16 protein-coding genes are annotated in these 14,766 nt (G+C 61.0%); 5 read left to right on the top strand and 11 right to left on the bottom strand.

The features are described from left to right. Positions 1-52: 52 nt before the first annotated feature. Both ACW8PS_RS10460 and ACW8PS_RS10455 read left to right on the top strand, forming a co-directional pair. The gene (locus ACW8PS_RS10460) at positions 53-1,045 is read left to right on the top strand and encodes a hypothetical protein (RefSeq protein ID WP_491527339.1); all 993 of its coding nucleotides are present in this window, start codon (positions 53-55) and stop codon (positions 1,043-1,045) included. Between the two features lie 97 nt (positions 1,046-1,142). Then, entirely contained in the window at positions 1,143-1,853 is a 711-nt protein-coding gene (locus tag ACW8PS_RS10455) for an alpha/beta fold hydrolase (protein ID WP_491527338.1), read from the top strand. A gap of 102 nt (positions 1,854-1,955) precedes the next feature. Here the strand turns inward: ACW8PS_RS10455 and phaZ are convergent, their stop codons facing one another. After that, positions 1,956-3,227 carry a polyhydroxyalkanoate depolymerase gene (phaZ, locus tag ACW8PS_RS10450; RefSeq protein ID WP_491527337.1) on the bottom strand — a complete coding sequence of 424 codons (1,272 nt, stop codon included), beginning with the start codon at positions 3,225-3,227 and terminating at the stop codon, positions 1,956-1,958. Between the two features lie 127 nt (positions 3,228-3,354). Between phaZ and ACW8PS_RS10445 the strand changes: the two genes are divergently transcribed. The 3 genes from ACW8PS_RS10445 to phaR all read left to right on the top strand — a co-directional run bounded on the left by ACW8PS_RS10445 (position 3,355) and on the right by phaR (position 6,653). Beyond that, complete coding sequence (locus ACW8PS_RS10445) at positions 3,355-5,166, top strand: PHA/PHB synthase family protein (RefSeq protein ID WP_491527336.1); 1,812 nt, start codon at positions 3,355-3,357, stop codon at positions 5,164-5,166. Positions 5,167-5,308: 142 nt separating this feature from the next. After that, complete coding sequence (locus tag ACW8PS_RS10440; protein WP_491527352.1) at positions 5,309-5,752, top strand: phasin family protein; 444 nt, start codon at positions 5,309-5,311, stop codon at positions 5,750-5,752. 349 nt (positions 5,753-6,101) lie between these two features. Then, the gene (gene phaR, locus ACW8PS_RS10435) at positions 6,102-6,653 is read left to right on the top strand and encodes a polyhydroxyalkanoate synthesis repressor PhaR (RefSeq protein ID WP_491527335.1); all 552 of its coding nucleotides are present in this window, start codon (positions 6,102-6,104) and stop codon (positions 6,651-6,653) included. A gap of 58 nt (positions 6,654-6,711) precedes the next feature. Here phaR and ACW8PS_RS10430 read toward each other — a convergent pair whose 3' ends face one another. The 10 genes from ACW8PS_RS10430 to pyrG all read right to left on the bottom strand — a co-directional run. Further along, positions 6,712-7,923, bottom strand: a complete 1,212-nt coding sequence (locus ACW8PS_RS10430; RefSeq protein ID WP_491527334.1) for a DegT/DnrJ/EryC1/StrS family aminotransferase — start codon at positions 7,921-7,923, stop codon at positions 6,712-6,714. An 86-nt stretch (positions 7,924-8,009) separates the two neighbouring features. Continuing rightward, on the bottom strand, positions 8,010-8,153 hold the full coding sequence (locus tag ACW8PS_RS10425; protein WP_491527333.1) for a hypothetical protein: 144 nt from the start codon (positions 8,151-8,153) through the stop codon (positions 8,010-8,012). Beyond that, positions 8,153-8,992 carry an ABC transporter permease gene (locus ACW8PS_RS10420; protein ID WP_491527332.1) on the bottom strand — a complete coding sequence of 280 codons (840 nt, stop codon included), beginning with the start codon at positions 8,990-8,992 and terminating at the stop codon, positions 8,153-8,155. The genes ACW8PS_RS10425 and ACW8PS_RS10420 overlap by 1 nt, the downstream gene beginning before the upstream one ends. 91 nt (positions 8,993-9,083) lie before the next feature. After that, entirely contained in the window at positions 9,084-9,965 is an 882-nt protein-coding gene (locus ACW8PS_RS10415; protein WP_491527331.1) for an ABC transporter permease, read from the bottom strand. Between the two features lie 190 nt (positions 9,966-10,155). Further along, positions 10,156-10,890, bottom strand: a complete 735-nt coding sequence (locus tag ACW8PS_RS10410) for a transporter substrate-binding domain-containing protein (protein ID WP_491527330.1) — start codon at positions 10,888-10,890, stop codon at positions 10,156-10,158. A gap of 36 nt (positions 10,891-10,926) precedes the next feature. Continuing rightward, positions 10,927-11,706 (bottom strand): ABC transporter ATP-binding protein, encoded by a 780-nt coding sequence (locus tag ACW8PS_RS10405; RefSeq protein ID WP_491527329.1) that lies wholly within the window; start codon positions 11,704-11,706, stop codon positions 10,927-10,929. Between the two features lie 73 nt (positions 11,707-11,779). Beyond that, positions 11,780-12,568, bottom strand: a complete 789-nt coding sequence (locus ACW8PS_RS10400) for a phosphate/phosphite/phosphonate ABC transporter substrate-binding protein (protein WP_491527328.1) — start codon at positions 12,566-12,568, stop codon at positions 11,780-11,782. A 5-nt stretch (positions 12,569-12,573) separates the two neighbouring features. Continuing rightward, complete coding sequence (locus ACW8PS_RS10395) at positions 12,574-13,014, bottom strand: tellurite resistance TerB family protein (protein WP_491527327.1); 441 nt, start codon at positions 13,012-13,014, stop codon at positions 12,574-12,576. Between the two features lie 174 nt (positions 13,015-13,188). Then, complete coding sequence (locus tag ACW8PS_RS10390; protein WP_491527325.1) at positions 13,189-13,383, bottom strand: hypothetical protein; 195 nt, start codon at positions 13,381-13,383, stop codon at positions 13,189-13,191. Between the two features lie 58 nt (positions 13,384-13,441). Beyond that, positions 13,442-14,766 (bottom strand): CTP synthase (gene pyrG / locus ACW8PS_RS10385; protein ID WP_491527324.1); only part of this gene is annotated, 1,325 nt, incomplete at its 5' end.

Below are 14,766 nucleotides of genomic sequence, written 5' to 3'. Positions count from 1 at the left end.
GCCTCTGTCGCTGCACCTTTGGCGACAGGTGATTTTCAACCAGGGATTGATCATGCGATATTTGAAAACCGGCATTCTGGCGCTTGGCGCATTTCTTCTGACAACGCCCGTGCTGGCGCAGGGCTGGAGCGCGCGCACCAGCGTCATGGATGGCTGGTTCTTCGGCGATGCAGTTCCCGCGGGCGGATCAATCACCTTTGGCTGCGCCGGATCCTATCCCGGTGCCGATCCGATGCTTGGCGAGGGCATCGGGCCGCTGGACCCTTATGTCATTCTCATTTCCATGACTCAGACCCTCGGCGTGGCGGGTGTCGGCCCTGGCCCGCGCAGTGACGTGGTCTTTGTCATCGGCGATACCGGCTATCAGTTGCCGGGCGTCAGGTGGAATGAAATGCAGGTCGCATGGCAAAGCCGGATCTCGGTCGGGGATCAACTGATCACGGCGCTTTTGGCCGGTGGCGATGCGCAGCTTTGGTCTGGCTCGGTGCTGGTCGGCGATCTGCCGGGCGCGGGTCTGGCGACCAGCATGGCCGAGGTGATCAATTTCTGCGACAGAAATTGGAGTGCCTCGGGCGCGCCTTTGCCCAGCCATGCCGCTGAAACCATTCAGATACTGCGCATGCTGCCCGCAGCTGCGGCCGCGATGGAACAGGCGATGCTGGATGAAATAACCCAACATTGCAGCGGCCCCGGTCAGGTGCGCGCCGACGCTATCGGGCGCAGCGATTTTGACGGTGACGGGGTCGAGGATATTCTGCTGCACTGGTCGGGTGTGACCTGCCAGAGTGACAACCCGCTGCTGTCCGTGCGCGGGGCTGGTGAATGCAGCGGAGATACGTGCCTGACCACGGCCTATGTGTCGTCATCGATCCGGGCCGGCAACGCGCCCTACGAGGTTCTGGCCGCAAGCGCGCGGGTCGATCCCGCCATTGCGACCGATATCCTGCTTGGGGTCGGGATCAGCGATTGCGCCCGGCAAAATCTGCAACCGGCCTGCCAGACGCGATTTCGCTGGAGCGGTGCGCAATTCATACGGATCGAATGATAAATCCGGCACCGGTGGCATCGGTGATTGACCGGGGCAGGGGGCTGGGGCAGGTAGCACGCAACAAGGTTGATCCGCAGCGCAAGGGTGCAAGAATTTGGAACCACTGGTTTTCCTGCCGGGCATGATGTGCGACGCACGGCTGTTTGCGCCCCAGATCGAGGCGCTTTCGCGGGCCCGCGCGGTGCAGATCGGCTGTCTGGCCGGGCATGACACTATCCGCGATATGGCCACTGCCGTGCTGGCGGCCGCGCCGCAACGTTTTGCGCTGGCCGGGCTGTCGCTTGGGGCCATTGTGGCGATGGAGGTCATTCGCAAGGCCCCCGACCGGGTCACAAGGCTGGCATTGATGGCAAGTGATCCGCTGTCGGACACGCCCGATATGGCGGCCATGCGCGAACCCATGATGGCGCGCGCCAGGGCCGGGCGGCTGGAGGATGTGCTGCGCGAATTCCTGCCCGCCGCCTGTCTGGCCCCGGGGCAGGACCGCGCCACCGTGCAGGATCTGTTCGTTCAGATGGGGGTTGATGCCGGGGCCGATCAGTTCGTGGCCCAATCGCGGGCCTTGCAACGCCGCCCCGATCAGCAGGGCACCCTGCGCCGGGTGCGGGTGCCCGCGCTGGTGATGGGCGGGGCGCATGATCGCATCTGCCCGCCGCGTCGCCACGAATTCATGGCCGAACTGATCCCCAACGCCCGCCTGGTCATTCTACCCGAGGCCGGGCATCTGCTGACGCGCGAAACCCCGGATGCGGCGCTGGCGGCGCTCGAGGCCTGGTTGCAGGCCGCGGGTCAGGCGGGCCCGTAAGGGCCTGAGGGGCAGTAAGGGCCTGAGGGGATGCTGAGGGTCAGGGTCCATTGATCCCCCCGGGGGGTGGGCAGCCCGGCCTGCGCCGCCCGCCATTCGCGCCTATTCGGCGGCAGCGTTCTGACGCACCGGCGTTTTCGGCACATCGCAATTGGCGTCGATGAAATTCAACACCAGCGGCCGGATCTTGTTGCGCCAGCTTTTGCCCGCGAAGATGCCGTAATGGCCGGCTTCGGGTTCCAGGTAATTGGCCTTCTTGTCCTCCGGCAGCCCGGTGCAAAGCCGCAGTGCAGCAACGCATTGCCCGGGGGCCGAAATATCATCCCTGCCGCCTTCGACCGTTTTCACGGCCACGGTGGTGATCTTTCCGATATCGACCCGCTTGCCGGCCACGGTGAACCGATTCTGTGCAATCTCCAGCCCTTTGAAGATGCGTTCGACGGTCGAAAGATAAAATTCCGCCGTCATATCCATCACCGCCAGATATTCGTCATAGAACCGGTTGTGCTTGTCATGATCAGAGGCTTCGCCCTTGGCCACGCGCATGATCTGATCGGCAAATGCCTTGGTATGTTTTTCGGCATTCATCGCGATGAAACTGGAAAGCTGTTGCAGGCCCGGGTAAACCATGCGCCCGGCACCGGCATGGTTGAACCCGACCCGTTGCAGCATGTGGCGCTCCAGCTGGCCCATGGTCACCCGATTGCCGAAATCGGTCACATCGGTGGCGGCGGCATCGGGATCGACCGGGCCGCCGATCAGGGTCAGGGTGCGCGGCTGTGCGTCGGGGTCTTCCTCGGCCAGATAGGCGGTCGCCGCCAGCGCCAGCGGGGCCGGCTGACAGACCGCGATCACATGCGTGTCAGGCCCCATTTCCTTCAGGAAATCAACAAGATAGAGCGTATAATCTTCGATATCGAACTTGCCCGCGGAAACCGGAATGTCGCGCGCATTGTGCCAATCGGTGATATAGACATCACAATCGGGCAGCAGGCTGACAACGGTCGAGCGCAAAAGCGTGGCGTAATGGCCCGACATCGGGGCGATCAGCAGCACCTTGCGCCCGGTCGGCTGACGCCCCTGCACATTGAACCGGATAAGATCGCCAAAGGGCCGGGGCTTGACCAGCTCCACCTCGATCTGGTGGTCGCGCCCGTCGGCACCTGACAGGCTCTGGATGTTCCAATCGGGTTTCACCGCCATGCGTTCAAAGCTGCGTTCCATCACCTCACCCCAGGCCGCGGTCAACTTGATTGCGGGGTTGGCGATCAGGCCCAGTTGCGGATAAGAACACATCGCACGGGCGGTAGAGCCGAGCCATTGGTTTGACACCCGGATCGATTCCATCATGTCATATGTGAGAAGGTATTTCATCGCGCCGCGTCTCCTGCAAAACTGGGACAAATCACCGAGGTTGGCACCCGGTTCATTTCGTCGCTTTGCCCCCTCACCCTGGCAAGGCTTATATGCACATGCAGCATTGAGAGGGTAAAGGCAAGCTATGGGATCAGATGATGACAGCGGAGCGGAGCCGATGGGAGAGAATTTTGACCGCCTGAATGCCAATCTTGCGAAGATGGAGGAGCTGTCCAAACGCATGGTTGCCGCGCTCGGCCAGAAAGACCTGACCACCGATGCCGGCCTATCGGGACCGGGGCAGGATCTCTATCTGAAGGCGGGCACGGCTTACCTCAATGAAGTGATGGCCAACCCCGGCAAACTGATCGCCGATCAGGTGGCCTATTGGGGCAAGGCGATGGAAAATTTCACCCAGGTGCAGCAGGCCGTGGCGCGCGGCGATTTCGAGATGCCCCAGGCCGATGACGCACCGCTCGATCGCCGGTTTTCCAATCCGATGTGGCGCACGCATCCCTATTTCCGCTTCGTGCGCCAGCAATATGAGCTGAACGCCGAAGCCATCCAGGGCGCGGTGAGCGAGCTCGAGGGGCTGGACGCCAGCGAAAAGCAGCGGGTAGAGTTCTTTTCGCGTCAGATCATCGAGCTGTTTTCGCCAACCAATTACCTGGCCACCAACCCCGACGCGCTGCAAAAGGCGATCGATACCGAAGGCCAGAGCCTGGTTGACGGGTTGGAAAACCTGGTCCGCGATATCGAGGCCAACAAGGGCGAGCTGTTGCCCACCCTGTCCGATCCCGATGCCTTTACCGTCGGCCAGAATATCGGCGCGACCCAAGGCAAGGTGGTGTTTCGCAACAAGATGATGGAGTTGATCCAGTTCACGCCGCTGACCGAAAAGGTCCACAAGGTGCCGCTGGTCATCTTTCCGCCCTGGATCAACAAATTCTATATCCTCGACCTGAAACCGAAAAACAGCCTGATCCGCTGGGTTCTGGAGCAGGGCTATACCCTGTTTGTGGTCAGCTGGAAAAACCCCGATGCCAGCTATGCCGATGTCGGCCTGGAGGAGTATATCGAGGACGGTTTTCTGCGGGCGGTTGATATCGTCAAGGAGATTACCGGCGAAAAACAGGTCAACGCGGTGGGCTATTGCATTGCCGGCACCACGCTGGCGGCAACCCTGGCGCTGCTGCAAAAACGCGGCGACGACTCGATCCGATCGGCCACCTTCTTCACCACGCTCACCGATTTTTCGGATCAGGGCGAATTTACCGTCTTTCTGCAAGATGATTTTGTCGATGCGATTGAACGTCAGGTCACCGAGAAGGGCATTCTGAGCAGCTATTTCATGTCCAAGACCATGAGCTTTCTGCGGGCGCGTGATCTGGTCTATGGCCCCGCCGTGCGCAGCTACATGATGGGCGAGGCCCCGCCGGCCTTCGATCTGCTGTATTGGAACGGTGACAACACCAATCTGCCGGGGCGGATGGTCAAGCAATATCTGCGCGACCTGTGTCAGGCCAATGCGCTGGCCGAGGGCGGCTTCAAGATCCTGGGCGAAACCGTGCATCTGAGCGATATCAAGCTGCCGGTGGCCTCGATCGGCTGCAAGACCGACCATATCGCGCCCTGGCGGCAATGCTATGTCGGATTCGAGAAATTCGCCAGCAAGGACAAGACCTTCATCATGTCGGAATCGGGCCATATCGCGGGCATCGTCAATCCGCCGTCAAAAAGGAAATACGGCCATTTCACCAATTCCGACATGAGCGGCGGGCCGGATGCCTGGGAAGCGGGGGCCAGGTTTCATGAAGGCTCGTGGTGGCCGCGTTGGGAAACCTGGCTGAAAAAACGCTCGGGCGCGCAGGTTGCGGCCCGCATTCCCGGTGAGTCGGAGCATGAATGCCTGTGCGATGCGCCGGGCACCTATGTGCTGGAGAAGTCAAACGCCTGATTTTGAACGGTTTCGCAAATAAATTGCTGCAGCGCAGAATAATGCTTGAAATACTGCACTGCAGCATGCATATTCTGTGCAGACGCAGCAATGCGGACCGGATCAAACAACGCCCGATATCGGGCAATCAGGAGCTAGACCCATGGCCAAAACCAATGATTTCACCAAATATATCAACGAAGCAATGGCTTCTTTCCCCGTCGACATGACCGCCTTCAACGACGCCTTCAAAACCTCTGCCGCAATGGGCGAGAAGTTTTCGAAAGTCGCACTGGAAGCTGCCGAAAAATCCACCGAGATCTCCTCGAAATGGACCAAGGACACGCTGGCCAAACTGAACAATGTCGCCGCCGTCAAGGATGAGCCCACCGATTACACCAAAGCCGTCACCGATTTCGCATCGGCACAGGCCGAAATGGTAACCGAATCGCTGGCCTCCTTTGCCGAGATTGCAAAACAAGTGCAGGTCGAAACCGTTGAGCTGATGATGGCAGCCGGCAAAGAAGCTTCCGAGGAAGCAACCGCCGTCGTCAAGAAAGCGACCGCCGAAGTGACCACCGCTGCGAAAAAGGCAACCGCCGCCTGAGCCAGCGATTGGATGCGGCGCGCAGGGTTTCCTCCCATCCCCGCGCGACGCCCAGAGGACGGACCCCCTGTCACGGGGGTCCGTCCTTTTTTCTTTTAAGGCACTTCTCGGAATACCAGAGGCATGTCGTGTCCCCTGATGCGTTGAAATCTCTGATTTCAGGCAGCGTCAGGGGACGCGGATTTTTCCGAAAGTGCTTAAGGCACGTCGCGCAATAGCCGAAGCATGATGCATCACCTGACGCGGGTTTTCCGAGACATGCGATATGCCCGACAGGCGATTGCAATTTGGCACCAGTGCACTAGGCTGCGAATGCTGCATTGCAGTGCAGGGCATAAGGGAGGGGTCCATGGGCGACGCCGCAACACCGCTACTGATCAAGCGCTACGCCAGCCGCAGGCTGTATAATACCGAAACCTCGGATTATGTGACGCTGGAGGATATCGCGGGCTTCATCCGCGCCGGGCGCGAGGTCAAGATCGTCGATCTGAAATCGGGCGATGATCTGACCCGGCAATATCTGTTGCAAATCATCGCCGAACACGAAAGCCGTGGCGAAAGCGTGCTGCCGATAGATGTGCTGACCGATCTGGTGCGCAGCTATTCGACCCAGGCCAATAGCGTGGTGCCGGAATTTCTGGCGATGTCATTTGATATGTTGCGCAGCGGACCAACCAAGATGGTCGAGAATATTTCCGCCCTGAACCCGCTGGCCAAGATGCCCGGGTTCGAGGCGATGCAGGCGCAGCAGGAAAGTTTTCTCAAGGCGATGACCGGTGGCATCGGTGCGCAATGGCCCGGCCCGACGGCTGAGGACGCGCCCGAGAATGACAGCGGCGATGAACTGGCCGATATCAAGAGACAGCTGGCCGAGCTGCAATCGAAGCTGAGCAAGCTTTAGCCGGCGGAAGAATTTTTAGAAAAATTCTTTTGGTGGAAAACTTTTGCAGAAAAAGTTTTCACGTGCCGTAAGCGCGCGCCTCGCCTTTGATGTCCTCGACCGCCGCCAACAGCGCCCCGGCGATAAAATCAAGATCGGCTTTTTGCAGACGGGCCGGCAGGCGCACATCGCAGGCCCGCATCAACATGGCGCGGGTTTGCGGCAGATCGGGCAGGTCGGCGATGAATTTCCAGTTCCAGAAGGCGCGCGCATTATCGGTGCTGAGGCCGAATATCTGCACTTTCACGCCCCGCGCCGCGGCGGCATCGGCATAGGCGCGGGCCTCTGCGTCGGTCGCAAACCCATTCAGATTGAACTGGATCGAATCGGGGGCGCGGGTTTCGGGCTTCAGGGGCGCGGGCACCGTCAGCCAGGGCGAGCTGTTCAGCAGCCCGGCCACATAATCATGATTGGCGCGGCCATCGCGCACCCGGCGGGCCAGTTCCGGCAATTGCGACCGAACGATTGCCGCCGACAGGTTCGACAGGCGCAGATTGTAAAGCGGCAGCAGGTTCTGCCAGCGCCCAAAGGCATCGTTCAGGGCCGCATCAGGGCTGGCGACATGTTTGGCCCAGTTATGTTCATAGGCCCCCGACATGATCACCGCACGGGCCACCAGATCGGCGTCATCCGTCACCAGAATACCGCCTTCGCCCGCGTTGATCAGCTTGTAGGACTGGAATGAAAAACAGCCGACCCGGCCGAGAGTGCCAATATTCCGCCCGCCCCAAAGAGTGCCGAGCGAATGGGCGGCATCCTCGATCACCGGCACGCCGGCACCATCGCACAGCGCCATGATGGCATCCATGTCGGATGTGTGGCCGCGCATATGGCTGATGATCACGGCCCCGATATCACCGGTCAGCTTGGCGGCAAAATCAGCCATGTCGATGCGGTAGTTTTCGCCCACTTCCACCAGCACCGGCTGGCAATTCGCATGCAGCACGGCAGAGGGCACGGCGGCAAAGGTAAAGCCGGGGATCAGCACCTTTGTGCCCGGTTTCAGGCCAAGCCCGAGCAGCGACAGAAACAGCGCCGCTGAACAGGATGACACGGCGAGCGCGTATTTGGTGCCCAGAAGCGCGGCAAATTCACCCTCCAGCACGCTCACCGGTGCGTTTTCGGGCGCGGTGTAGCGAAACAGGTCTCCGGTCGCCAAAAGCCGCTCGATCTCTGCGCGGGCGGCCTCGGGGATGGGCTCGGCATCATAGACATTGGGTGCATGCGCCATGTTTTTACCTTTTTGAAAACCTGTATTTTGTTTTCCTTACATTCGGAACAAGGCGATTTCCAGACCGAACGCCGCGTCAGGGTGTTTCAGGCCAGCTTGCGTGGCGCGAATGCCGCAGTGAAATGGTGCCCGATGCGGCTGGCGGTCGCGGCCTCGCCTGTCGGGTGCGCCCCCACAGCGTCCCGCACCGCGCCTTGGCGCCGTTCCAGCAGAAGCACGCCGATCCGCATTACCGGATCACTTGCGGCCGGTATTTTATCCGCGAGCGCCGATCCCTGGGCAGATGTCGGTTGAGGCGGCGGTTGATCAGGCCAAAAACCATGATCACCAGCAATGTCACGATGACGAAATAGAGTGCCACAATAGGGTAGGGCACAAAGGGGTTGAAGGTCCGGTCCGCGAAATACTGTGCGTAATACAGCGCGTCACCCTGTTGGCGAAAGGCCGGAAAGCCCGAGAAAAACACCAGCGTGGTGGCATGAAAGAGAAAGATGGCCTCATTGGTATAGGCCGGCCAGGCCAGCCGCATCGTGGTCGGAAACACCACCCGGCGGAACCGATTCCAGCCCGACATGCCATAGGCATCGGCGGCCTCCAGATCGCCCTTGGGGATCGCGCGCAGCGCGCCGTAAAAGATCTCTCCGGCATAGGCGGAGGTGTTGAGAAACAGCACGATCACCGCCCCCAGCCAGGCCCGCGCGAACCAGCGCGACTCAGCCGTGATCTCGATAAAGCCGAGATTGATCTCGACGCCGACACGCGGCAGCATCACAAAAAGCTCATAGGCCAGAAAGAACTGGATAAACAGCGGCGAGCCGCGCAGCACAAAGATGAACCAACTGGCCGGTTTGCGGATCCACCGCCGGTGTGATGCTTTGCCAACCGCCAATGCCACGGCAAAGAAGAACCCGAACAGCAGCGCCAATACGCCGAAATAGACATTCCAGATCAGCCCCGAGCCGATCAGCGTAAACTGTTCGCACAGCGTGATGTCGCCGCGCGGCAGCAGCCGTTCGCCGTAACCCAGAGATCGCAGCGCATAGGCCTGGATGGTCTCCCAACAGCTCATGTCAGGGGCCTCCTGGTGCGCCACTTTGCGCACCATGCGCCTGGCACCGCATCAGGTGTTGCGTGGCCGCGTCGCAAAATCATGGCCCATCTCATGTCGCGGCCTTTCGCAGTGTTTCACCCGCCAAAGTGGCCTGACCATGGCTGAGCCGGATCGTCAGCCGGTTCAAGACCAGCTCGGAGATCCGCGTAAAGCCAAGGTAGAACACCAGCAGCCCCAGAAAATACCACAGCCGCCAATCGGGATGCGGATAGGCATATTGCGTGGTCCGCGAGCCGCCCAGTTCACGGGCCCAATAGACGATATCCTCGACCCCCAGAAGAAACAGCAACGGCGTCGCCTTGATCAGGATCATCCAAAGATTGCTGAGACCGGGCAGGGCAAAGATCCACATCTGCGGCACCAGGACGCGCCAGAAGCTTTGCCGCCGGTTCATGCCATAGGCCTCGGCGGTTTCGATCTGTTCATGCGGCACGGCGCGCATGGCCCCAAACAGGACATTCGACGCGAAGGCCCCGAATACGATGGCAAAGGTAAAGACGGCGATGCCGAAATTATAGGCCTCATGAACCCATTGCGGCGATGAGCTGAGCGGGATCTTGGCCTGTTGGCAGACGATGAAATTGGCCCCCTGACGTATGTCCTCGGTCCAGTCGGGGCATCGGATCTGGTGATTGATCCATTCCATCGCCTGATCCAGCGCGATGACAAAGAACAGGAAAAACGCGATATCGGGCACGCCGCGCACCATCGAGGTGTAAATCTTGCCGAACCAGCGGATCGGCAGGATATGGCTGCGCGAGGCGGCGGCCCCGGCAAAGCCGAAGGCCAGGGCCAGCGGGGCGGTGATGGCCAGCAGCAGCAGCACGGTCAGAAAACTCTGATAAAACAGCATATGCACGCCGTTTGTCAGGTAGCAGGCAAACCAGCGCCCGGTCTCCAGCGTCGAAGGCTCGGCGCAAAATTCAAACATCACGTGCCCTCACGGCAAGGCGGCCATGCCGCCCGACAAGGCCCCGATCAACGCCATCGCGATGGCCGACACCGCCTTCGGCATCAGCCCTATCCCGAACTGTCCTGCTGGTGAAACAGCCGCGTCGCATCGGCCCCCCCAATGTGAAGGAAGAAGGCCCCGCCGGTGATCGGCAGGGCCCGCTAAAGTTTTATTCGTAAAGCAGGATGTCTTCGCCGAACCATTCGGTCAGAAGTGCATTCAGGCTGCCATCTTCCTTCATCGAGGTGATCGCCGCATCGAACATGTCACGCAGTTCGGTATCGGTTTCGCGCAGGCCCATGCCAACGCCACCGCCCAATGGCACCCGGTCGCCGACCCAGATCAGATCGGGGTCTTCGGCCACGATATCGGCCAGGAAATCATAATCGGCAAACACCGCGTCGGCCTCGCCATTGCGCACCGCCGCGACGGTTTCATCGGGGGTGGCATATTCCACCAGGATGGCCCCGGATTCGGCCACATACCCGGCCTGAATGGTGTTGGTCTGGGCCGCGATGACCCCACCCATCAGATCGGCATCTTCCGACAGACCGGCGAAGGCAGAGGCCGTGGGCGGGTAATAATCCTGCGTGAAATCAATCACTTCATCACGTTCGTCGGTAATCGACATGCCCGCGATGATGGTGTCGTAATTGCCCGAGGTCAGGTTGGGGATGATCGAATCCCAATCATTGGTGACCCATTCGCAGGTCAGTTCGGCCCGCGCGCACAGCTCATCGCCAAGGGCGCGCTCGAACCCGTCAACCTCGCCATCATCATTGATGAAATTATACGGAGGATAGGCCCCTTCAGTGCCCATGCGGATGGTGCGGCCATGGCTGTCAGCCAGCGCGATTCCGGCGGTCATCGCCAGAATTGTGGCGGAAAGAAACAGTTTTTTCATTGTCTTATCTCCCTTATGTTGGTTCGGTATTATGCCTCAGGCCGATGTCGTATGGCTGAGGAATTGTTGCAGGCGTTCGGTTTTCGGAGCGCCAAAAAGCGTTTCGGGCGGGCCTTCTTCCTCGACCTTGCCCTGATGCAGGAACACCACATGATTGCTGACATCGCGCGCCAGCCGCATGTCATGCGTGACCAGCAGCATGGTGCGCCCCTCGGCCGCCAGATCCTTGATCACCCTGACCACTTCCTGTTCAAGCTCGGGGTCCAGCGCCGAGGTCGGTTCATCGAATAACAGCGCCCGCGGCTGCATGCACAGCGCCCGCGCAATCGCGGCGCGTTGCTGTTGGCCGCCCGACAATTGCGCCGGCCAGACATCGCATTTGTCGCCAATGCCGACCTTGTCCAGCAAAGCCCGGGCGCGGGCCTCGACGACGGATCTATCCTCGCCCAGCACCGTGATCGGGGCCTCCATCACATTTTGCAGGATCGACATATGCGCCCAGAGGTTGAACTGCTGGAATACCATCGAAAGATTGGTGCGGATACGCCGGACCTGGGCGGCATCGGCGGGGCGGCGGTCGTGACCGGTGCCTTTCCAATGCACCGCCTCACCCTCGAATGTGATGGTGCCGTCCTGGCTGTCTTCCAACAGGTTGGCGCAGCGCAGCAATGTCGATTTTCCCGACCCCGATGAGCCGATCAGCGAGACCACATCGCCGGCCCGCGCCCGCAGGTCGATACCGCGCAAAACCTCCAGCGCACCATAGCTTTTATGCAGGCCGGTGATGTCGATGACAGGTGGTGTTTCTTGGCTCACGCGGCATATCCCTCCCAGGGCCAGGGCCGATTTGTGCGCAATTTCGGCGCGATTGCAATGTTCTATTGCCGGGTTACTTGGGGTCCACCGTCGGATCGGCGTTGTTTTCGGGCATATTGGCGGGGTTTGGTGGCAGGGGTTGGGCCAGATATTGCCCGGCCGGGATCTGCACCAGCGCCCGCAGCCCAAGGGTTTTCCGATCGCCCGGCTCAAGCGCCGCGATGGCCCCTCGCACCGCCCCGGCGATGGCAGCCGCATCGCGCGCCGGGGCGCAGATAAGGGGCAGGCCCGGCGTAGGCGGGGTGCGCGCACGCACCACCAGATCCGCAATCCAGCCATCATAACGGGTCAGCATTGCCCAGCTCTGGGCATCAATCGTGGCGATATCGGCGCGCCCGTCGGCCAGCATCCGCGCCGAGGCCCGATGCCCGCCCGAGATCACCGGCCGCGCCGGGGTCACGCCCAGAGCGGCACCAAAATCGCACAGCGCCGCCCATCCCGATTGGCTGAGCCCGTCATTGATGACGACCCGGGCCCGCAGCAGGGTTTCCAGCGGCCTGTCATCCCCGGCCCGCGCAATCACCACCGAATTGTAGAACCCCGGGCCACAGCCGGGCAGGCCGTAATCGGGCGTGCCGACCAGCTGCACATGACCCTGCAGCCGGGCCCGATACGGCAAGCCGCAGGTCTGCGCCAGCACCAGATCGGGTGATTGCCAGATCGGCCAGGGGTCATCGGCGCGGGTCAAATCATCGGGCGCGTCCAGCCCACGCGCGCGCAGCGCGTCGCGGATCAGCGCCCAGTAGCGATCATTCGCCGCCGTGGTTTCCGGGCGGTCATACATCGCCAGGGCGGCCAGCATCGCCCTCAGCCCCGTGCTGCGACCCGTTGCCGGGCCAGGGCGCTGTCGCGGTCATTGACGCCAAGCAGATTGGCCGTCAGCCGCAGCATCGCGTCTTCCTGGTGGTCGCGCACGCCATCGGCCAGAACCACCGACCACAGCGCCTCGATCACTTCGGTGCGGTCCTGATAGGGCACCGCATTTTTGATGGCGCGGGTAAAACGCACGGTATCGGGGGCCTCGCCTTCCAGCAGTTCGGCCTGGCCCCGCAGCTTGGCGGCCTCGAACGGGCCAAGCCCGTGACGCTGGGCCAGCACCCGGTCGATATGGGCTTTTTCGCTGTCGTCATAATGGCCATCGCTCAGCGCCACGCGGACCAGCAGGGCGGCCAGCGCCAGACGCGCATCGGGGTCGGGCAGGGGGGCGGGGTCGGTCGCCGTCAGGCGCTTGAGAAGTTCTCCAAACATGAAATGCAGATAATCCCGTTTTGCGCAAAGGCCAAGCTCTCATGCGCCCGGCGGCGTGATATTTCCGGCCATTTCGGGTGATCCCGGCGCGCCGGGCCAACAAAAAAGGACCGCCCAGGGGCGGCCCGTTGCATCGCGTCCGACAGGGCAGGGCTCAGAAATGCAGCGCCACGCCTACCGAAATGCGGGTGGCGTCCAGTTCGGTGCCCGGCGGCACGCCCAGGCCCGTGACATCGAAAAGCTGCGTGAAACTTCGATCCGGCCCGAGATGTTTTCGGCAAACATCTGTTCGATCCCAAGGCCCGGCACATAGCCATCGGCGTCGAAACCGAACGGAATGGTGTCGATGTCAGGCGCGCTCACGCCCATGCAAGAACCGCCTCGAAATGGCGCGGCGGTCTCAATCCTGCATCACTGCCCAAACGGCTCAGACCAGCCGCGAATTTTCCACCGCCGCGCGCACGAAATCGGCAAATAACGGGTGCGGTGCAAAGGGTTTCGATTTCAGTTCGGGGTGGAACTGCACGCCGATGAACCAGGGGTGATCCTTGACCTCGACGATCTCGGGCAATTTTCCATCCGGCGACATGCCCGAAAAGATCAGGCCCTTTTCCTCCAGCGCGGCGCGGTAACGCGTGTCGACCTCATAGCGGTGGCGGTGGCGTTCCTCGATGGTGGTGGCGCCATAGATTTCGGCCGCTTTCGAGCCCGCCTTCAACACCGCATCATAAGCCCCAAGCCGCATCGTGCCGCCCTTGTCATCACTCACCTTGCGTTCCACCCGATGATTGCCCTGCACCCATTCCTTGAGGTGATAAACCACGGGCGTAAAGCGATTTTCTCCGGATTCATGGTCAAATTCCTCGGATCCGGCATCGGCCATCCCGGCCAGGTTTCGCGCCGCCTCGATCACCGCCATCTGCATGCCCAGACAGATGCCCAGATAGGGGATCTTTCGGGTGCGGGCAAATTCCGCCGCCTTGATCTTGCCCTCGGTGCCGCGTTCGCCAAAACCGCCGGGCACCAATATGGCATGGAAACCCTCCAGATGCGGGGCCGGGTCTTCGGTATCGAACACTTCCGCATCGACCCATTTGACATTGACCTTGACCCGGTTGGCGATGCCGCCATGGGTCAACGCCTCGCGGATCGATTTATAGGCATCTTCGAGCTGCACATATTTGCCGACAATGGCGATGTTGACCGCGCCATCGGTGTGGTGGATGCGGTCGGCCACATCCTGCCAGGTGCTCAGATCGGGTTGCGGCGCGGGCGATATGTCAAAAGCATCCAGAACCGCCTGATCCAGCCCTTCGTGGTGATAGGCCAGCGGGGCCTCATAAATGGATTTCAGGTCATAGGCGGCAATCACGGCTTGCCTGCGCACATTGCAGAACAGCGCGATTTTCTCGCGCTCCTTGTCCGGGATCGGATGTTCCGACCGGCAGACCAGAATGTCGGGGGCGATGCCGATGGATTGCAATTCCTTGACGCTGTGCTGGGTTGGCTTGGTCTTCAATTCACCGCTGGCGGCCAGATAGGGCAACAGCGTCAGATGCATGAAAATGCACTGGCCGCGCGGCTGGCTGTGGCCGAACTGGCGGATCGCCTCGAAAAATGGCAGGCCTTCGATATCGCCCACGGTGCCGCCGATCTCGCAGAGCATGAAATCCACTTCATCCTCGCCGATGGAGATGAAGTCCTTGATCTCGTCGGTGACGTGGGGAATGACCTGGATGGTCTTGCCCAGGT

Source organism: Alterinioella sp. (assembly GCF_058343375.1).
Note: the sequence above shows the minus strand (reverse complement) of the source record. Positions and strands in the feature narration are given on the sequence as shown.